The 19,604-nt window shown below is 61.1% G+C and carries 19 protein-coding genes; 10 read left to right on the top strand and 9 right to left on the bottom strand.

Annotated elements, in window-relative coordinates; genetic code table 11:
* Positions 1 to 15 precede the first annotated feature (15 nt).
* The 8 genes from rodA to ABV589_RS11090 all read left to right on the top strand — a co-directional run bounded on the left by rodA (position 16) and on the right by ABV589_RS11090 (position 7,729).
* Positions 16 to 1,119 (top strand): rod shape-determining protein RodA, encoded by a 1,104-nt coding sequence (gene rodA, locus ABV589_RS11125; protein WP_047296919.1) that lies wholly within the window; start codon positions 16 to 18, stop codon positions 1,117 to 1,119.
* A gap of 17 nt (positions 1,120 to 1,136) precedes the next feature.
* Positions 1,137 to 2,147 (top strand): lytic murein transglycosylase B, encoded by a 1,011-nt coding sequence (gene mltB / locus ABV589_RS11120; protein ID WP_007960589.1) that lies wholly within the window; start codon positions 1,137 to 1,139, stop codon positions 2,145 to 2,147.
* Positions 2,147 to 3,157 (top strand): septal ring lytic transglycosylase RlpA family protein, encoded by a 1,011-nt coding sequence (locus ABV589_RS11115; protein ID WP_007960588.1) that lies wholly within the window; start codon positions 2,147 to 2,149, stop codon positions 3,155 to 3,157. The genes mltB and ABV589_RS11115 overlap by 1 nt, the downstream gene beginning before the upstream one ends.
* A gap of 187 nt (positions 3,158 to 3,344) precedes the next feature.
* Positions 3,345 to 4,502, top strand: a complete 1,158-nt coding sequence (locus ABV589_RS11110) for a D-alanyl-D-alanine carboxypeptidase family protein (protein ID WP_003228546.1) — start codon at positions 3,345 to 3,347, stop codon at positions 4,500 to 4,502.
* Between the two features lie 86 nt (positions 4,503 to 4,588).
* Positions 4,589 to 4,864 carry a DUF493 domain-containing protein gene (locus ABV589_RS11105; RefSeq protein ID WP_003228544.1) on the top strand — a complete coding sequence of 92 codons (276 nt, stop codon included), beginning with the start codon at positions 4,589 to 4,591 and terminating at the stop codon, positions 4,862 to 4,864.
* Complete coding sequence (lipB, locus tag ABV589_RS11100) at positions 4,864 to 5,511, top strand: lipoyl(octanoyl) transferase LipB (protein ID WP_367085841.1); 648 nt, start codon at positions 4,864 to 4,866, stop codon at positions 5,509 to 5,511. The genes ABV589_RS11105 and lipB overlap by 1 nt, the downstream gene beginning before the upstream one ends.
* 25 nt (positions 5,512 to 5,536) lie before the next feature.
* Positions 5,537 to 6,535 (top strand): lipoyl synthase, encoded by a 999-nt coding sequence (gene lipA / locus ABV589_RS11095; protein WP_160768663.1) that lies wholly within the window; start codon positions 5,537 to 5,539, stop codon positions 6,533 to 6,535.
* A 246-nt stretch (positions 6,536 to 6,781) separates the two neighbouring features.
* Positions 6,782 to 7,729 carry an LD-carboxypeptidase gene (locus ABV589_RS11090; protein ID WP_367085839.1) on the top strand — a complete coding sequence of 316 codons (948 nt, stop codon included), beginning with the start codon at positions 6,782 to 6,784 and terminating at the stop codon, positions 7,727 to 7,729.
* Between the two features lie 95 nt (positions 7,730 to 7,824).
* Here the strand turns inward: ABV589_RS11090 and ABV589_RS11085 are convergent, their stop codons facing one another.
* From ABV589_RS11085 to leuS, 5 genes are all read right to left on the bottom strand, one after another.
* The gene (locus tag ABV589_RS11085; RefSeq protein ID WP_367085838.1) at positions 7,825 to 9,147 is read right to left on the bottom strand and encodes a lytic murein transglycosylase; all 1,323 of its coding nucleotides are present in this window, start codon (positions 9,145 to 9,147) and stop codon (positions 7,825 to 7,827) included.
* Between the two features lie 61 nt (positions 9,148 to 9,208).
* On the bottom strand, positions 9,209 to 9,373 hold the full coding sequence (gene arfA / locus ABV589_RS11080) for an alternative ribosome rescue factor ArfA (RefSeq protein WP_367085836.1): 165 nt from the start codon (positions 9,371 to 9,373) through the stop codon (positions 9,209 to 9,211).
* 174 nt (positions 9,374 to 9,547) lie between these two features.
* On the bottom strand, positions 9,548 to 10,585 hold the full coding sequence (gene holA, locus ABV589_RS11075; RefSeq protein WP_007960578.1) for a DNA polymerase III subunit delta: 1,038 nt from the start codon (positions 10,583 to 10,585) through the stop codon (positions 9,548 to 9,550).
* Positions 10,586 to 10,624: 39 nt separating this feature from the next.
* Positions 10,625 to 11,230 carry an LPS assembly lipoprotein LptE gene (gene lptE, locus ABV589_RS11070; protein ID WP_367085835.1) on the bottom strand — a complete coding sequence of 202 codons (606 nt, stop codon included), beginning with the start codon at positions 11,228 to 11,230 and terminating at the stop codon, positions 10,625 to 10,627.
* An 88-nt stretch (positions 11,231 to 11,318) separates the two neighbouring features.
* Positions 11,319 to 13,925 carry a leucine--tRNA ligase gene (leuS, locus tag ABV589_RS11065; protein ID WP_367085834.1) on the bottom strand — a complete coding sequence of 869 codons (2,607 nt, stop codon included), beginning with the start codon at positions 13,923 to 13,925 and terminating at the stop codon, positions 11,319 to 11,321.
* 255 nt (positions 13,926 to 14,180) lie between these two features.
* On the opposite strand from leuS, the gene ABV589_RS11060 reads away from it, so the two are divergent.
* Positions 14,181 to 14,504 (top strand): hypothetical protein, encoded by a 324-nt coding sequence (locus tag ABV589_RS11060; protein WP_007960569.1) that lies wholly within the window; start codon positions 14,181 to 14,183, stop codon positions 14,502 to 14,504.
* Between the two features lie 104 nt (positions 14,505 to 14,608).
* A complete protein-coding gene (locus ABV589_RS11055; RefSeq protein WP_367085832.1) occupies positions 14,609 to 15,370 on the top strand; it encodes a YdcF family protein in 762 nt (253 codons plus the stop codon).
* 175 nt (positions 15,371 to 15,545) lie between these two features.
* On the opposite strand, the gene lnt is transcribed toward ABV589_RS11055, so the two are convergent.
* The 4 genes from lnt to ABV589_RS11035 are packed head-to-tail and all read right to left on the bottom strand — an operon-like array spanning position 15,546 to position 19,417.
* Positions 15,546 to 17,069: an apolipoprotein N-acyltransferase gene (gene lnt, locus ABV589_RS11050; protein WP_367085831.1), complete on the bottom strand. Its 1,524-nt coding sequence runs from the start codon at positions 17,067 to 17,069 to the stop codon at positions 15,546 to 15,548.
* Positions 17,070 to 17,086: 17 nt separating this feature from the next.
* The gene (locus ABV589_RS11045; RefSeq protein WP_003228526.1) at positions 17,087 to 17,926 is read right to left on the bottom strand and encodes an HlyC/CorC family transporter; all 840 of its coding nucleotides are present in this window, start codon (positions 17,924 to 17,926) and stop codon (positions 17,087 to 17,089) included.
* A 5-nt stretch (positions 17,927 to 17,931) separates the two neighbouring features.
* The gene (gene ybeY / locus ABV589_RS11040) at positions 17,932 to 18,426 is read right to left on the bottom strand and encodes an rRNA maturation RNase YbeY (protein WP_367085829.1); all 495 of its coding nucleotides are present in this window, start codon (positions 18,424 to 18,426) and stop codon (positions 17,932 to 17,934) included.
* Positions 18,419 to 19,417 carry a PhoH family protein gene (locus ABV589_RS11035; RefSeq protein ID WP_007960560.1) on the bottom strand — a complete coding sequence of 333 codons (999 nt, stop codon included), beginning with the start codon at positions 19,415 to 19,417 and terminating at the stop codon, positions 18,419 to 18,421. Before ABV589_RS11035 ends, ybeY begins: the two co-directional genes overlap by 8 nt.
* Positions 19,418 to 19,604: the final 187 nt, after the last annotated feature.

The following is a 19,604-nucleotide window of genomic DNA, read 5'->3' as shown; positions in this document are numbered from 1 at the left end:
TCCAGCGAGGATGTGATGCGTCGCCGGGCGACGCTGCTGCAACGTTTGCATATCGATGGCCCGCTGTTGATCCTGCTGCTGATCCTCGCGGCGGGCAGTCTGTTCGTGCTGTATTCAGCCAGTGGCAAGAGCTGGGATCTGCTGGGCAAACAAGCTACGTCGTTCGGCATCGGCCTGGTGTCGATGATTGTCATCGCCCAGTTCGAACCGCGGTTCATGGCGCGTTGGGTGCCGCTCGGTTACGTGGTCGGCGTGGTGCTGCTGATGGTGGTGGACATCATGGGCCACAACGCCATGGGCGCGACGCGCTGGATCAACATCCCCGGGGTGATCCGCTTCCAGCCTTCGGAGTTCATGAAGATCCTGATGCCGGCGACGATTGCCTGGTATCTGTCCAAACGCACGCTGCCGCCACAGCTCAAGCACGTTGGCATCAGCCTGATGCTGATCGGTGTGCCGTTCATTCTGATCGTGCGCCAGCCTGACCTCGGCACGTCGCTGCTGATTCTGGCCGGCGGCGCGTTCGTGCTGTTTATGGGCGGGCTGCGCTGGCGCTGGATCCTCAGCGTGCTGGCCGCCGCCGTACCGGTGGCGATCGCCATGTGGTTCTTCATCATGCACGACTATCAGAAGCAGCGGATCCTCACGTTCCTCGACCCGGAAAGCGATCCGCTCGGCACCGGCTGGAACATCATCCAGTCGAAAGCCGCGATCGGTTCCGGCGGTGTGTTCGGCAAGGGCTGGCTGCTGGGCACCCAGTCGCACCTGGACTTTTTGCCGGAAAGCCACACCGACTTCATCATCGCCGTACTCGGCGAGGAGTTCGGTCTGGTGGGCATCTGCGCGCTGCTGCTGATCTATCTGTTGCTGATCGGTCGCGGCCTGGTGATTACCGCCCAGGCGCAGACGCTGTTCGGCAAACTGCTCGCCGGCGCGCTGACCATGACGTTTTTTGTTTATGTTTTCGTCAACATCGGTATGGTCAGTGGCCTGTTGCCGGTGGTGGGGGTGCCGTTGCCCTTCATTAGCTACGGAGGAACTTCGCTGGTGACACTGCTGTCAGCGTTTGGGGTTTTGATGTCGATTCATACGCATCGCAAGTGGATCGCACAGGTTTGAATAAGGTGAAGAGTTCAATGCAAGTCATGCGCAGCTGGGCGACTCGTTACGCGCCGTGGGTCGGCCTGGTCGGCATCCTTGGCAGCGCGCAGGAAGCGCTGGCCGGCGATTACGAAGGTTCACCGCAGGTGGCCGAATTCGTCGGTGAAATGACCCGCGACTACGGTTTTGCCGGCGAGCAACTGATGGCGGTGTTCCGCGAAGCGCAGCGCAAGCAGGCGATTCTCGACGCCATCTCCAAACCCGCCGAGCGGGTCAAGCAGTGGAAAGAATATCGCCCGATGTTCATCACCGACGCGCGCATCGCCCGTGGTGTGGACTTCTGGCGCCAGCACGAGGCCGTACTGGCCCGCGCCGAGCAGGAATACGGTGTACCGGCACAAGTCATCGTGTCGATCATCGGCGTCGAGACCTTTTTCGGACGTAATACCGGCAATTACCGGGTGATTGATGCGCTGTCCACGCTCGGTTTCGACTATCCTCCCCGTGCCGAATTTTTCCGCAAGGAATTGCGTGAGTTCCTGCTGCTGGCCCGTGAAGAACAAGTCGATCCATTGACCCTCAAAGGCTCGTACGCCGGGGCGATGGGCTTGCCGCAGTTCATGCCGAGCAGCTTTCGCGCCTATGCGGTGGATTTCGACGGTGACGGTCACATCAATATCTGGACCAATCCGGACGATGCGATCGGCAGCGTGGCCAGCTACTTCAAGCGCCACGGCTGGGTCGCCGGGGAACCGGTGGTCAGTCGCGCCGATGTGCGCGGCGAGCAGGTCGATGAAGGCCTGACCACCGGCATCGAGCCGACGAAAACGGTCGGAGAGTTGCGGGCGCTGGGCTGGTCAAGTCATGATGCGCTGCGCGATGATATGCCGGTTACTGCATTTCGCCTCGAAGGCGACAACGGCCCTGAATACTGGATGGGCCTGAAGAATTTCTACGCGATCACGCGTTATAACCGCAGCGTGATGTACGCCATGGCCGTACATCAACTGTCTGAAGAGCTGGTAAAAGCACGGGGCGTCAAGTAATGCGGGCATTGCCTATCAATAAACCCCTGAAGCTGGTGGCTTTCGCTGCGTTGGCGGTGCTGGTCGCCAGCTGTTCGACCAGCCGCGCGCCAACCCAGAAGACCTCGTCCACCGCCGTGCGTGCACAGCCGGGGCTGGACATCAATCGCGCACACAAAGACGGCGCGCCGTGGTGGGATGTCGATGTTTCGCGCATCCCCGACGCCACGCCGACCCTGCACACCGGCCCGTACAAGGCCAACCCGTACACGGTGCTGGGCAAGACCTATTTCCCGTTGCAGGAATCCAAGACCTACGTTGCCTCGGGCACGGCCTCCTGGTACGGCACCAAGTTCCACGGGCAAAACACCGCCAACGGCGAAGTGTATGACCTGTACGGCATGAGTGCCGCTCACAAGACTCTGCCACTGCCAAGTTACGTTCGGGTGACCAACCTGGACAACAACAAGAGCGTGATCCTGCGGGTCAACGATCGCGGGCCGTTCTATTCGGACCGGATCATCGACCTGTCCTACGCGGCCGCGAAGAAGCTCGGTTATGCCGAAATCGGCACTGCACGGGTCAAGGTCGAGGGCATCGATCCGCAGCAATGGTGGGCCGCGAAAGGCCGTCCGGCGCCGCTGATGCTCAACGAGCCGCAAGTCGCGCAGAATAGCGCCCCGGTGATCACGGCGTCGGCCGGTACCATCGAGCAGTGGACGCCGCCGCCGCAGCAACATGCCTCTGACACTGTACCTGTACAGATCAGCGCAAAAAAAAACGCTTCTGCACCAGCGTCTGGCCAGTATCTGCAGGTGGGCGCGTTCGCCAACCCGGACGCTGCAGAACTCCTGAGGTCGAAGCTCAGCGGGATGGTGAGCGCTCCGGTGTTCATCAGCTCGATCGTGCGCAATCAGCAGACCCTGCACCGGGTACGCCTGGGGCCGATCGGTTCGCCGGGTGAAATCGCCCAGGTGCAGAACAGCGTGCGCCTGGCCAATCTCGGTTCGCCGAGCGTGGTCACCGAGTAATATACGTAGCACTTGATTGACGGTTCACTTGCGGTTTTGGGGGGTGAACCAGGTTGTTGGCTCGTCGAAGAACAAAAGCCCGGCAAGGGTGACTGGAGTGAGCAACTGAACACGCGATGGCCCGTTAGAAGGCTGTCTGAATAGTTTTGCCCTCGGGCAAGTTTCCATTAGCGATTTCGAGAGACGGATGAACATCACCACCTTTGCCAAACGCCTGTGTCTGCTAGTCCCGCTGCTCCTCTCGCCAGCCGCCTTCGCGGCCGAGATGATGCCGTCGCCACCTCAACTGGCTGCAAAAGCCTACGTGCTCATGGACGCCAGCAGCGGCAACGTGCTGGTGGAGAACAACGGTGACCAGCGTCTGCCGCCAGCCAGCCTGACCAAACTGATGACCGCGTACATCGCTACGCTGGAAATCCGTCGTGGCCAGATCGGTGAAAACGATCCGGTGACCGTCAGCGAAAACGCCTGGCGTACCGGCGGTTCGCGGATGTTCATCAAGGTCGGCTCGCAAGTGACCGTCAGCGACCTGCTGCACGGCATCATCATCCAGTCCGGCAACGACGCCAGTGTGGCGCTGTCCGAGCACATCGCCGGCAGCGAAGACGCGTTCGCCGACCTGATGAACAAGACGGTCGCCGATCTGGGCATGACCAACTCGCACTTCATGAACCCGACCGGTCTGCCGAACCCTGAGCACTACTCGTCGGCTCACGACATGGCGATCCTGGCCCGTGCGATCATCCACGAAGACCCGGCTCACTACGCGATCTACTCGCAGAAAGAGTTCTTCTGGAACGGCATCAAGCAGCCTAACCGCAACCTGCTGCTGTGGCGCGACAAGACCGTTGACGGTCTGAAAACCGGTCACACCGACGAAGCCGGCTACTGCATGGTGTCCTCGGCGGTACGTGATGGCCAGCGTCTGATCGCCGTGGTGTTCGGCACCAACAGCGAAGTGGCTCGCGCCGCTGAAACCCAGAAGCTTTTGACCTACGGTTTCCGTTTCTTCGAAACCCAGACCTTCTACCAGAAGGGCACCGAACTGGCTCAGGCCCCGGTGTGGAAAGGCACCACCAGTCAAGTCAAGGCCGGCCTGGCTGAAGACCTGACCATGACCCTGCCAAAAGGCCAGCTGAAAAAGCTCGCTGCCAGCATGACCATGAACCCGCAACTGACCGCGCCAATCGCCAAGGGCGACGTGATCGGTAAAGTCGAAGTGAAACTGGACGACAAGGTGGTGCACAGCGCTGACCTGATCGCCCTGGACGCTGTCGAGGAGGGTGGTATCTTCCGCCGCATGTGGGATAGCATCCGTCTATTCTTCTACGGCTTGTTCAACTGATTGAGTGTTGACCTGCATGGCCCCGTTCCTGTCCGGTTCGGGGCCATGTGCGTTACCACGGCTTACGCTTACGAGGCCGTTACGCCATGACCGATACCGAAGTAAAGGCGCCAAAGATCGAATTCCCCCAGGTTGATTATCCGGTTAAGGTAATCAGCGATACGGGCGTCGGGCACAAAGACAAGATCATCGAGATCGTGAAGAAATTCGCGACCATCAACGATGAGCGTGTCGACGAACGCTCGAGCAGCAACGGCAAGTACACCACCATCCAGTTGCACATCGTCGCGACCGATCAGGATCAGCTGTACAACATCAACAGCGAACTGCGGGCGACCGGTTTCGTACACATGGTGTTGTGATGCCGGGCACGCTGGGCGTTCGCGAACTTGGCCAGATGCCTTACGAGCCGGTCTGGCATGCCATGCAACGCTTCACCAACGAACGCGGCAACGATGCCGCCGACGAGATCTGGCTGGTCGAGCACCCTCCGGTGTTCACCCAGGGCCAGGCCGGCAAAGCCGAACACCTGTTGCTGCCGGGGGATATCCCGGTGGTACAGGTCGATCGCGGCGGGCAGGTGACTTATCATGGCCCCGGCCAACTGGTGGCCTACCTGTTGCTGGATGTGCGCAAGCTGGGCTTTGGCGTACGTGATCTGGTCACGCGCATGGAACAGTGCCTGATCGAACTGCTGGCCAGCTACGGCGTCACCGCCGCCGCCAAGCCAGATGCTCCCGGCGTCTACGTCGACGGAGCGAAAATCGCTTCTCTGGGTTTGCGGATTCGCCACGGTTGTTCCTTTCATGGCCTGGCCCTGAACGTGGATATGAACCTGGAGCCGTTTCGACGGATTAATCCCTGCGGCTATGCCGGGCTGGCGATGACCCAGCTGAGCGATCACGCAGGATCGATTGAATTTGCCGAGGTAAGTGCCCGGCTGCGCGCGCAGCTCGTCAAACACCTCGACTATGCTGAGCAGACGACCCTGACGGGCGGAATCGACTGATATGACTACTGATGCAGTGCAAACCATGATCCCGACGCTCGACGTGACCGAGCGCCCGGCCCCGCGTCCCAAGGTTGAAGCCGGCGTCAAGCTGCGCGGCGCCGAGAAGGTTGCACGCATCCCGGTGAAGATCATTCCGACCACCGAACTGCCGAAGAAACCCGACTGGATTCGCGTGCGCATCCCGGTTTCGCCGGAAGTCGACCGGATCAAGAGCCTGCTGCGCAAGCACAAGCTGCACAGCGTCTGCGAAGAAGCGTCCTGCCCGAACCTGGGCGAGTGCTTCTCCGGCGGCACCGCGACCTTCATGATCATGGGCGACATCTGCACCCGTCGCTGCCCGTTCTGCGACGTCGGCCACGGTCGTCCGAAGCCACTGGACGTCAACGAGCCGGAAAGCCTGGCGATCGCGATTGCCGATCTCAAGCTCAAGTACGTGGTGATCACTTCGGTTGACCGCGACGACCTGCGTGACGGCGGTGCCCAGCACTTTGCCGATTGCATCCGCGAGATCCGCAAGCTGTCGCCGAATGTGCAGCTGGAAACCCTGGTCCCGGACTACCGTGGCCGCATGGACATCGCCCTGGAAATCACCGCCGCCGAGCCGCCGGATGTGTTCAACCACAACCTGGAAACCGTGCCGCGCCTGTACAAGGCTGCGCGTCCGGGTTCGGACTACCAGTGGTCGCTGACCCTGCTGCAACGCTTCAAGCAGATGATGCCGCACATCCCGACCAAATCCGGCCTGATGCTGGGGCTGGGCGAGACTGACGAAGAAGTCATCGAAGTCATGAAGCGCATGCGCGAACACGACATCGACATGCTGACCCTCGGCCAGTACCTGCAACCGTCCCGCAGCCACTTGCCGGTGCAGCGTTTCGTGCATCCGGACACCTTCGCCTGGTTCGCCGAGGAAGGTTACAAGATGGGCTTCAAGAACGTTGCTTCCGGCCCGCTGGTACGTTCCTCGTATCACGCCGACGAGCAGGCGAAACTGGTCAAGGCTGAACTGCTCGGTTCCTGATCCGGGGCTGACAGTCTGCAAAAAAATACCCGCTTCGGCGGGTATTTTTGTTTCGGCCTGTGAAAACCTGTGGCGAGGGAGCTTGCTTCCGCCAGGGTGCGACTCAGTCTCAAAAAACTTGGGGTCGCTGCGCAACCCAGCGGGAGCAAGCTCCCTCGCCACGGGTTATTGGGTAGTCTCAGCCCTTTTGTTTATTTCTGTTCCTGACTACTGTGTCTGCAAGACTTCACACAGGGAGACCCATGGATGACCGTTCGACCGACTCACACCCTTTTTCCGCATAAACCCGTACCGGCGCTGCCGTCCGAAGGGCTGATCGGCGTGATCGCCCCCGCCGGCCCCGGCGCGCTGGACACCGACAAGGCTGTGCAGTGGATGCGTGCCCGCGGCTATGCGCTGAAAGTGTTTCCGGGTGTCTACGCGAAGGACGGCTATTTGGCCGGCAGCGATGACGTGCGCCTCAACGACCTGCACGCCGCGTTCGCCGATCCCGAAGTGGATGCGATCATATGCCTGCGCGGTGGTTACGGCACGCCGCGCTTGCTGGATCGGATCGATTACGACCTGCTGGCCCGTCATGCCAAGCCATTTGTCGGCTACAGCGACATCACCGCACTGCATCTGGCGATCAGTCGCTACGCCGGGTTCGTGACCTTCCACGGCCCGCTGCTCAACGCTGACTTGCTGGGCGACAAGGAGCCGCCGACCGTCAGCTCATTCTTCGCCATGCTGCGCGGTCAGGTGAAGGCCGGCAGCGTGCTTAGCCATCCGGTGGCTTATCCATTGACCACGGTCGAACCGGGCATCGCCCATGGGCGGCTGCTGGGCGGCAATCTGGCAATGATTGCCTCGACATTGGGTACGCCTTACGAGATCGACGTGGAAGGCGTAATCCTGTTAATCGAGGATGTCAACGAGCCGCTGTACAGGATCGACCGCTTGCTCACGCAGATGCGTCTGGCCGGCAAACTGGCGAGATTGCGGGGCGTGCTGGTCGGGGATGTGGCGGGAGTGGATGTCGATGCACTGAATCGTTTGCTCAAACAGACCTTCGAACCGTTACGGATTCCGGTGCTGTCGGGATGGCGCAGCGGCCATTGCGACCCGAACCTGACGCTGCCGATGGGCGCGCTGGTGCGGCTGGATGCGGGGAAAAAGGAGTTGATGCTGGAGCAGGATGTAGTCACCCGATAAGAAAGCAAAAAAGATCGCAGCCTGCGGCAGCTCCTACATGGGATGGGTGTTTACCCTGTAGGAGCTGCCGAAGGCTGCGATCTTTTGATCTTGCTTTATTGAGTACGCAGGCTCTCAAGCAATTTATGCGTCGGATACCCGTCCGCCGGCCAGCCAAACGCTTGCTGCGCGCTGCGAATCGCCTTGCGCGTATTGGCGCCGATAATCCCGTCCGCCGTGCCCGCATCGTAGTTACGCGCGCTCAGCAGGTTCTGCAATTCAATACGCTCGGTGCGGCTCAATGGCAGGTCGTCTTTCGGCCAGGTGCCGTTGATCAGGCCTGCGCCATTGAAACGCTCGGACAACAGACTGACCGCCAGTGCATAGGACGACGAGTTGTTGTACTTGAGGATCGCCCGGAAGTTATCGAGGATCAGGAACGCCGGGCCACGGTAGCCGGCCGGCAGCAGCAGGGCGGCGGACAGTTGATCCGAGCCGACCGGGGCCTGACCGCCATTCGGCAAAATCACCCCCAGTTGACGCCATTCGGCAACGGTCTTGCGCATCGCGCCATCGGCCAGGGTGTAGTTGAAGCCGCTCGGCAGCTGCACTTCAAAGCCCCACGGCTGGCCACGCTGCCAGCCCGAGCTTTGCAGGTAGTGCGCGGTGGAGGCCAAGGCATCGGCCGGGCTGCCCCAGATGTCGCGGCGCCCATCACCGTCGAAGTCTACGGCGTGGGTGTTGTAGGTGGTCGGAATGAACTGGGTCTGGCCCATCGCGCCGGCCCACGAGCCCAGCATCTTCTCAGGCGTGATGTCGCCCTGTTGCAGGATCTGCAGCGCCGCGATCAATTGCGCATGGGCAAAGCCCGGACGCCGGCCTTCGTAGGCCAGGGTCGCCAATGAGTTGATCACCGACTTGGTGCCCTGGAACTGACCGAAGTTGCTTTCCATGCCCCACACCGACACCAGCGCCTGACGATCAACGCCATAGCGCTGCTCGATGCTTTGCAGGATGTCGGCGTACTGACTGATCAGCGCCTGACCTTTGCGCACCCGCAGCGGTGACAGGGCGCCATCGAGGTATTCCCACACCGGACGGGAGAACTCCGGCTGGCTGCGGTCGGCTTTGATCACGCTGGCATCGAAGCTGACATTGGCAAACGCGCGGTCGAACAGATCGGCGCGGATCCCGGCTGCCAAGGCATCCTTGCGGAAACCCGCCTGCCATTCGGCAAAGGTCTGGGTTGGCTGAAGATCAAGCGGGTCGGCGGACGGCACTACCGGCGGGATGATTGCCGGGGCTGTTGCGACAGGGGCGGCTTGAAGAGGTTGCGCATCGGCAGCGGTAGGTTTTTCCGCGCAGGCGACAAGCAGAATGAAGCTGGAGGCAGCGATCAGTTGGCGAACGGGCCAACGACGGGAAAGACTAAAGGGCATGCACGGTTCCAGGGGATACGATTCAGGTACAGACCTTAACATGCCCGGGGGGTAGTGTGCTTCAGGCAGCCAGAAAGTAAGAAGCCTCCCAGCTTTTAGACTGGAAGGCTTCGCGGCGGTAGCTGCCTTTGCCCTTGGTCGGTCGTTCCTGGCGACTGCGGAACAGGGGTTGGGCGATGATGGATTTGGCCTTGTTCGGGCCATGTTTCGATGGCTTTTTGCTCATGATGGATCTCTCGGTGTGTGGGTGTTGCGGGGGCAATAATCTGCCGATGTCGGGCATCTGTCTATAGGACAGTTGGCGAGGCGATGTGTGGGAAAAAAGATCAAAAGATCGCAGCGTGCCGCAGCTCCTACAAGGATCGGTGTAGGAGCTGCGGCACGCTGCGATCTTTTGCTTTTATTCGGCGGGAAGAGTCAGGCGCTGTCCAGCCATCAACAACGCCAATCGGCTCAGGCTCATCCACGGCGAACCGGCGGCCTGGCCTTTGATCTGCGCATCGATGCGCTGGGCTTCGAGCAGCAACTGTGCCCAGCGTTGCGCCGAGTAGCGCTGAAGGGCTTTGCTCATCAGCGGTTTGCGCTTGTCCCAGACCGGCGGTTTCGCCTGGCTGAAGCACTTGTCGAGCGGTGTGCCCTGGCTGTACTGCAGCGAGATGTTGGCCAGCAGGCGCAACTCCCGCGCCAGTGCCCAGAGGATCACTGGTGGCTCGACGCCTTCACCGCGCAGGCCTTCGAGCATGCGCAGCGCATGCGCCGGTTCGCCGTTGAGCACGGCATCGGTCAGGCCGAACACGTCGAAGCGCGCACTGTCGGCCACGGCGGCCTGCACGGTTTCGACGGTGATCTGCCCGCCTTCGGCCATCAGCTTGAGCTTTTCGATTTCCTGCGCGGCGGCGAGCAGGTTGCCCTCCACGCGTGCGGCGATCAGTTCGACCGCGTCCTGGCTGGCCGACAAGCCGGCCTGCGACAGACGCTGGCGAATCCAGCTCGGCAACTGGTTGGCATCCACCGGCCAGATCTGGATGAACTGGGTCTGCTGGCCTTCGACCAGGGCCTTGCCCCACTTGGTTTTCTGCGCACTGCCGTCGAGCTTGGGCAAGCTGATCAGCAGCACCGTGTCTTCAGCGGGGCGCGAGCAGTATTCGATCAGCGCGGCAGCGCCCTTGTCTCCGGGCTTGCCCGAAGGCAGGCGCAGTTCCAGTAGTCGTTTTTCGGCGAACAGCGACATGCTGGCGCCGGCCTGCAACAAGGTCCCCCAATCGAAATTGGCGTCGGCGGCGAACACCTGGCGTTCGTCGAAACCTTGCTGGCGGGCAGCACTGCGAATGGCGTCGGCGGCTTCCTGGCACAACAGCGGGTCATCGCCGCTGATGATATAGACGGGCGCGAGCGCGCCTTGCAGGTGTTTGCCGAGTTGAGCGGGAGCGAGCTTCATAAGAGAGGGCGAACGGGGCGCCTGAGCGCCCCGTACGTCTTACTGCTGCGGCAGTTCGAGCGGCGACTGACGCGGGGTTTCCGCTTCAGCTTTCTGTGCCGCCTTCAGCGCGTCGGCTTCAGCCCGGGCACGGTCGTTGGCCGCTTGCTGCAATTGCTGCAGTTGGCCCGGCGTCAGCTGTTGCAGGCGCAGCATCATGCGCTGAACCAGTTCGCGACGGGTTTCGCGACGGGCGTCGTTGGCTTCCTGATCGGAGCCGATGAGGTTGTTGCCGTCGTGAATGAACACTTTCTGTACTTCAAGCTTGTCGCTCAACAGGTTCAGATTGTGTTCGCCTACGATGTCGTAGTTCAGCACGGTGGTCACTTGGTACTCGCCCGTACGACCGGCACCGGCGTAGCTGAGGATGCGCTGGTTTTCCTGCTCGTCAGCCAGATACAGCTTGTACGGTGCACCGCTGTAAACCTTGACGCCGCTGGACTCGAGCACCTGACGCAGCTGGGTGACAGTCTCGCCATAAGCGTTACGGGCGCTCAGATCGAGCTCCTTGATCGACAGTTCGTTGGTGCCGGTGCCACGCAGCTGGAAACCGCAGGCGCTCAGCAGAACGGCGAGGCCCATCACCAGCAGATTGCGTTTGATCATTGTGTTGCTCCCCTTGAAACCATGTGGGCCGACCCTGCGGCCCGAAAGGTTTTACAGGGCGTCAGGCGAACCTGACGCCCAATCCAATTTAGCTGGCGACGATGTTGACCAGTTTCCCCGGTACAACGATCACTTTGCGAATGGTCAGACCGTCGACGAAACGCAGCACGTTTTCGTTGGCGCGGGCAGCCGCTTCGACTTCTTCGCGGGTGGCGCTGGCCGGCATTTCGATCTGGCCACGCAGCTTGCCATTCACTTGAATGACCAGTTGCAGGCTGTCCTGTACCAGTGCGCTCTCATCGACCGCAGGCCAGCCGGCATCGATCACCGGGTCAGCGTGGCCCAGCTGATTCCACAGCTCATGGCTGATGTGCGGCGTGATCGGAGCCAGCAGCAAAGTCACGGCTTCCAGGCCTTCGTGAATCAGCGCGCGGTCCTGTTCGGTACTTTGCGCAGCTTTTTCCAGCACGTTCATCAGCGTCATCACCTGAGCGATGGCGGTGTTGAATTTGTGATTCTGGCCGACGTCGTGGCTGGCCTGTTTGATGGCCAGGTGGATGGCGCGGCGCACGGCTTTCTGCTCGTCGTTCAGGCCGGCGATGTCCAGCTTGCCCGGCAGGCCCTGGGTGACGTGGGCCTGCGCCAGACGCCAGACGCGCTTGAGGAAACGGTGCGAGCCTTCAACGCCGGAGTCGGACCATTCGGCGCTCATGTCAGGCGGCGAGGCGAACATCATGAACAGGCGGCAGGTATCGGCGCCGAACTGATCGATCATCGACTGTGGGTCGACGCCGTTGTTCTTGGACTTGGCCATTTTCTCGGTGCCACCGATTTCCACCGGCAAGCCGTCGGATTTCAGTTTGGCGCTGATGACCTTGGCCTTGCTGTCACGCTCCAGTTCCACGTCCGCCGGGTTGAACCAGGTGTAGGCACCGTTGGCTTCGCGACGGTAGTAAGTTTCGGCGATCACCATGCCCTGGGTCAGCAGGTTCTTGAACGGCTCGTTGGAGCTGACCAGACCTTCGTCACGCATCAGCTTGTGGAAGAAACGCGCGTACAGCAGGTGAAGAATGGCGTGTTCGATACCACCGATGTACTGATCCACCGGCAACCAGTGGTCGGCCGCGGATTTTTCCACCAGGCCACCTTCGAAGTGCGGCGAGGCGTAACGGGCGTAGTACCACGAGGACTCGACGAAGGTGTCCATGGTGTCGGTTTCACGCTTGGCAGGCTGGCCGCATTTCGGGCAGCTGCACTCGTAGAATTCCGGCATGCGCGCCAGCGGCGAACCGGCGCCGTCCGGCACCACGTCTTCCGGCAGCACCACCGGCAACTGGTCTTCCGGCACCGGCACGTCACCGCAGGTGGCGCAGTGGATGATCGGGATCGGACAGCCCCAGTAGCGTTGACGGCTGATGCCCCAGTCGCGCAGGCGGAACTGGGTGCGCGAGGCACCGAGGTTTTTCTTGATCAGGGCGACTTCCATGGCGTCGAAGGCGCCGCTGAAGTCCAGGCCGTCGAACTCGCCGGAATTGATCAGCGTGCCGTGCTCGCCGTAGGCGTCTTGCCACGGAGCCGGGTTGCTGTCACCGGAACTGGTGCGCACCACGGATTTCACCGGCAGGTTGTACTTGTGGGCGAATTCGAAATCGCGCTCGTCGTGCGCCGGGACCGCCATCACCGCGCCGTCGCCGTAGTGCATCAGCACGTAGTTGGCGACCCACACCGGGAGTTTTTCGCCGGTCAGCGGGTGCTCGACGAACAGGCCGGTCGGCAGGCCTTTCTTCTCTTGAGTGGCGACGTCGGCTTCAGCGACGCTGCCGCCCTTGCATTCGGCGATGAACGCTTGCAGCTCGGGGTTGTTCTGCGCGGCCTGGGTCGCCAGCGGGTGCTCGGCAGCCACGGCAACGTAGGTCGCGCCCATCAGGGTGTCCGGACGGGTGGTGAAAACCTTGAGGGTGCCTGCTTCGCCGATCGAGTCGACGTTGTACGGGAACTGCACTTCCATGCCGCGGGATTTGCCGATCCAGTTGCGCTGCATGGTCTTGACCTGTTCCGGCCAGCCAGTCAGTTCGTCGAGGCTCTCCAGCAGCTCATCCGCGTAAGCAGTGATCTTGAAGTAGTACATCGGGATTTCGCGCTTTTCGATCAGCGCGCCGGAACGCCAGCCGCGACCGTCGATCACCTGCTCGTTGGCCAGTACGGTCTGGTCGACCGGGTCCCAGTTCACGGTGCCGTTCTTGCGGTAGATCACGCCTTTTTCGAACAAGCGAGTGAACAGCCACTGTTCCCAGCGGTAGTAGTCCGGCTTGCAGGTGGTCACTTCACGGGACCAGTCCACCGCCAGGCCCAGGCTGCGCAGCTGGGACTTCATGTAGGCGATGTTTTCGTAGGTCCACTTGGCGGGTGCGACGTTGTTCTTCATCGCGGCGTTTTCCGCCGGCATGCCGAAGGCGTCCCAACCCATCGGTTGCAGAACGTTCTTGCCTTGCATGCGCTGGTAGCGGGAGATCACGTCGCCGATGGTGTAGTTGCGCACGTGCCCCATGTGTAGCTTGCCGCTGGGGTAAGGGAACATCGACAGGCAGTAGTAGGTTTCCTTGCCTGGCTGTTCACTGACTTCAAAGGACTTTTGCTCGTCCCAGAACGACTGGGCGGCGGCTTCGATTTCACGGGGCTGATATTGTTCGTGCATGGCTACTTTTGTACTGGATAGGGGTGGCCTAATCCTCTTCAACGCGCCTTCCGGGGATGCTCCGGACAAGCTGGAAGTGGAATGACAGGAAGCGCCGTAGCATACATGACCGCGCTTGGCCTAGGGAAACCCTGATTACAGCTGTCTGGCCCCGGAAACCCGTGGCGAGGGCCGTTGGTCGCGGCGTTCAGCCGGTTTGTGCAGCGAAGCTAAGCTCTTATTGGGGAGTGAGTCTTATCTTCAATGAGGTGAGGGATGGTGGAGCAACGGCAGAAAAACGTGACGAAACCCGAGTTGTACGAACGGTTGATGGATCGTCTGGGCATGGCGCTCGACGCTGCAAAAACCGCTGGCCGGCTGCGCGACGAGCGCCCCGTGGAACTGGAATTGCGTGGCTTGAGCCCCGCCGAGTTCAAACTGGTCAAGGCCTATCTGGATCGTAGTGAACGTGAGTCGCATGGCAGCTTGTCACAGGCAGTGAAGCAGCTCGATGCACCACAATCGGCCAAGGTCATCTGGCTCAAGGACAAGGCGCCCGGCAAAGACACCGTCAAGGTTCGCTCTTTGCAGGCCAAATAAGCGCAAGGCGGCAAGAAACGGATCTTTTTCAACAGGATCCGACCCTATCGGTTGTAACGCTCTATTAACACTCTTAGGCTTCGGGCATCTCTGGAGATGCCCCGATGCCCTTGCGTTACTTCATCAAACAACTTCTATTGCCGCCTGGCATTCTTTTACTGCTGTTACTGGTCGCCTGGTGGCTGCGCCGCTCCCGGCCACGACTGGCCGGCCTGTGTTTCGCCCTTGGCCTGGGTGGTTTCTGGCTGATGAGCTTGCCGGTGGTGGTGCAGTGGGGCGCCAAAGCGCTGGAGCGTGAGCCTCCGCTGCCCCGTGATGCGTGGTCGATGCTGGCGCAGCGCGCCGATGCCATTGTGGTGCTGGGTTCCGGGCGCGAGCGCGGCGACCTGGCCTGGGGCGAGGATCAGCCGACTGGCGTGGGGCTGGAGCGTCAGCGCTATGCCGCGCGGCTGGCCAAGGCGTCCGGGTTGCCGATCCTGACCAGCGGCGGCTTGCATTACGGCACACCGCCGACGGAAGCGAAGCTGATGGCCGATTCGCTGCGCGATGATTTCGGCGTGACCACGCGCTGGCAGGAAGGCGAGAGCCGTACCACCTGGGAAAACGCCAAACTCAGCGCCGACATTTTGTTGCCCCAGGGCATCAAGCGCGTCGTGGTGGTGACGCAGGCCTGGCACATGCCGCGTGCCGTGTGGTGTTTTCAGCAGGCAGGGTTTGAAGTGGTGCCGGCGCCCGTGGGTTTTCTCGGGACCGACAATGCACGACCGTTTGGTGGCTGGCTGCCGGAATTCAAATCGATCTGGCAGAGCGGGCAGTTGCTGAATGAGGCGGTGGGGCAGGTGGGGTATTCGTTGTTTTACCGCTAAATCACTCAGTGGCAGTGCGGCCTTTTGTGGCGAGGGAGCTTGCTCCCGCTGGCCTGCGCAGCAGGCTTGATCCAGGTAAACGCACTGTCTTGGACAGATCGCGTGCGCTGGATTTACGACTGCTTCGCAGCCGAGCGGGAGCAAGCTCCCTCGCCACAAGGTCAGTGACCTGCTTTTAAAGGGTTTTCGACATCCGGCTCGCCATCAGCGCCCAGCCGAACAGCAGCACACAGACGATGATCAGCGGCCACGAACGCCATTCAAGATAAGGCGTCAGGTTGTGCATCGGCACTACTTCGCCATACAGGATGCCTTGCTCGAACTGCGGAATCTGCTCGGTGATTTGCCCGAACGGGTTGATCAGTCCGGTCACGCCGTTGTTGGTGGCGCGGATCATCCAGCGGCCCGCTTCGAGCGCGCGCATCTGCGCCATTTGCAGGTGTTGCAACGGGCCGATCGAGGTGCCGAACCAGGTGTCGTTGCTGATGGTCAGCAGAAGATCGCTGCGTGCCGACAGACTGGCAGCAAACTCCGGGTACACCACTTCGTAGCAGATGAACGGCGCGATCTGATAACCCTTGGCCTGCAGCAACGCCTGATCCGCCGGCCCACGAGCGAAGTCGGACATTGGCAAATCAAAGAACGCAATCAACCCGCGCAGCAGATCCTGCAACGGTACGTATTCACCGAACGGCACCAGTTTCTGCTTGAGGTAAGTGCCATCGCCTTCGCCGACCACGGTGATGCCGTTGAAGAAGCGTTTTTCGTGGCGAACCGTTTCGCGGATCGGCACGCCGGTGATCAGCGCCGATTTACGCTCGGCGGCGAAGTTGCCCATCATGTTCAGGTAGCCCTCGGCGGACTCCTTGAGCACCGGAACGGCGGTTTCCGGCCAGATCAGCAGATCCACGGGTTTGGAGCGAAAACTCAGATCGCGATACAGTGCCAGTTGCGCATTGAGCTGCGCCGGATCCCATTTCATGCTTTGTTCGACGTTACCCTGAATCGCGGCGACGCTCAGTGCCGGGCCGGACGGACTGGTCCAGGCGTGGCCCTTGAGCGCAATACCGGCTACCCAAGGCCCGACCAGTAACACCAAACCGGCCGCGATAAAGCCCTTGCGACCGGATTGCAGCAAGCGCGGCGCGTTATAGATCAGCGCCGCAGTCAGCGCCAGAACGAAGGACACCAACCACATGCCACCCACTGGCGCGAGCCCGGCCAATGGGCCGTCGAGCTGGCTGTAGCCGGAGTAGAGCCACGGGAAACCGGTGAGGAACCAGCCGCGAAACGCTTCCTGACCGACCCACAACGCAGCAAACGCCAAGGCATCGGCCAGCGGCGCCTCATTGCGGCGCAACCAACGCGCCCAGACCCAGGCGGGCAGGGCAAAGAAAAACGCGATCGCAGCGGTAAACAACAGCATCAGGAACCCGGCCAGCAGCACCGAGGCGCCACCGAAATGGTGGATGCTGTAGTAGATCCAGCTGGTGCCGGCGCCGAACAGGCCGAAACCGAAACACCAGCCACGGCCCAGCGCCTGACGCGGTTTCAGCTCGCGCAGGCCGGCGTAGAACAGGCCGACCGCGAGCAAAGCCAGCGGCCAGATGTTGAACGGCGCCAGGGCGAAGGTGGTGATTGCACCGGCCGCCACGGCCAGCAGGTTACCGGGCCAGCCGGGGCGGGTTGTCCAGCGCATTTCAGTCCTTAGATTTCTTACCGGGCGATAGGGGTCAGTCGCAGCAAATGAATCCGACGGCTGTCGGCATTCAGGATGCGGAAACGATAGGCGCCGATTTCAGTGATTTCGTTGCGTTTTGGCAAGTGCCCGAAGGCGCTCATCACCAGACCGCCGACAGTGTCGAACTCGTCGTCGGAGAATTCGCTGTCGAAGAACTCGTTGAAGTTTTCGATCGGTGTCAGGGCCTTGATCAGAAAGTCACCGCTGGGCAGTGGCTTGATGTAGCTGTCTTCTTCGACGTCGTGCTCGTCTTCGATGTCGCCGACGATCTGTTCCAGCACGTCTTCGATCGTCACCAGACCGGCCACGCCGCCGTACTCGTCGATGACGATGGCCATGTGGTTGTGGTTGGCGCGAAATTCACGCAGCAACACGTTCAGACGCTTGGACTCCGGCACGAAGGTGGCCGGGCGCAGCAGGTCCTTGATGTTGAAGCTGTCGCCGTTCTCCTTGAGGATCAGCGGCAGCAGATCCTTGGCCAGCAGCACGCCCATCACGTCGTCGTGGCTTTCGCCGATGACCGGGTAGCGCGAGTGGGCCGAGTCGAGCACGGCCGGGAGGAATTCACGAGGGGTCTGGGTCGCCTTGATGCTGATCATCTGCGAGCGCGGGACCATGATGTCGCGCACTTGCAGGTCAGCCACCTGAATGGCGCCTTCGACGATGGCCAGCGCTTCGCTGTCCAGCAGTTTGTTCTGATGTGCATCACGCAGCAGCTCAAGCAGCTCCTGACGGTTCTTCGGCTCGTGGGCAAAAGCCTGGGTCAGTTTACCCAGCCATGACTTCTGCCCGTTGCTCGATCGATCTTCGCTCATAGCGATTACTCTGAATCCTTTGTTGTAACGATAGGGGATGTTTCGGTTTCGTCGTCCGCGTACGGATCGGGATAGCCCAGTTCGGCAAGCAACTCGCGTTCCAGCGCTTCCATTTCTTCGGCTTCGTCGTCATCTATATGGTCGTAACCGAGCAGATGCAAGCAGCCGTGAATGACTAGATGTGCCCAATGGGCCTGGAGTTCCTTGCCTTGTTCGGCAGCTTCGCGCTCGACCACCGCGACGCAGATCACCAGATCGCCGAGCAGCGGGATGTCGAGAAACTCGTCCGGGACTTCCGCCGGGAACGACAGGACGTTGGTCGCGTAATCCTTGTGGCGCCAGGTGTGATTGAGTTCGCGACCTTCTTCCTCGTCGACCAGGCGAATGGTCATTTCCGAGTCGGCGCTGCGCTGGCGCAGAGCCAGTTCGCACCATTGGCGGAAGTCGGCTTCACTCGGGGCGTTCGCTTCGGTAGCGATTTGCAGATCCAGCTCAAGCATCGCGCGAGGTTTCCCTGGCAGCTTCGGCACGGGTCTCGAAGCGCTCGTAGGCCTCGACGATCCGTTGCACCAACGGGTGACGCACAACGTCTTTGGGCTGGAAATGGGTGAAGCTGATACCCGGAACGTCCTTGAGCACTTCGATCACATGATGCAGCCCGGACTTGGTCCCGCGCGGCAGGTCGACCTGGGTGATGTCGCCAGTGATGACTGCAGTCGAGCCAAAGCCGATCCGGGTCAGGAACATTTTCATCTGCTCGACGGTGGTGTTCTGGCTTTCGTCGAGAATGATGAAGCTGTTGTTCAGCGTACGACCACGCATGTAGGCCAGCGGCGCGACTTCGATCACCTGGCGCTCGATCAGCTTGGCCACGTATTCGAAGCCGAGCATTTCGTAGAGGGCGTCGTACAGCGGGCGCAGGTACGGGTCGATCTTCTGGCTCAGGTCGCCGGGCAGGAAGCCGAGTTTTTCACCCGCTTCGACCGCCGGACGCACCAGCAGGATGCGGCGGATCTGCTCGCGCTCCAGGGCATCGACGGCGCAAGCCACGGCCAGATAGGTCTTGCCAGTACCGGCGGGGCCGATGCCGAAGTTGATGTCGTTACCGAGGATTTCCTTCACGTAGCGCAGCTGATTCAAGCCGCGGGGGCGAATCATGCCTTTCTTGGTGCGCAGGGCGACGGAGGCTTCGGCGGGGGCGTGGTTATCCAGCTCGACGACGGCCGATTCCTGGAGGAACAGGTGCACCATGTCCGGCGACAGCTCGGTACCCTTGGTTTCCCGGTACAGGCGGCGCAGCAGGTTTTCCGCAGACGTGGTGTGCTTGGGGTCGCCGATCAGTTCGAACTGGTTTCCGCGGTTGCGGATCTCGATGGCCAGGCGCTGTTCGATCAAGCGCAGATGCTCGTCGAATTGCCCGCACAGATTGGCGAAGCGGCGAGCCTCAAAGGGCTCGAGGATAAAACGATGTGGTTCTATGGGTGCGTTCAAGGTCGTATTTAGCCGCCCTGGGGCAATTAAGATGAAATCAAGGATAACGCCAGTGGCGTGGGTGCGAAAGCTCTTAAATGGATGAGTACATTCTGAAGAACAATGCTGTCCACTGTGGGAGCTGGCTTGCCAGCGATAGCGGTGCAGCAGGCGACATATTTGTCGGGGCTGATGGCCTCATCGCTGG

Source organism: Pseudomonas sp. HOU2 (assembly GCF_040729435.1).
Lineage (GTDB): Bacteria > Pseudomonadota > Gammaproteobacteria > Pseudomonadales > Pseudomonadaceae > Aquipseudomonas.
Note: the sequence above shows the minus strand (reverse complement) of the source record. Positions and strands in the feature narration are given on the sequence as shown.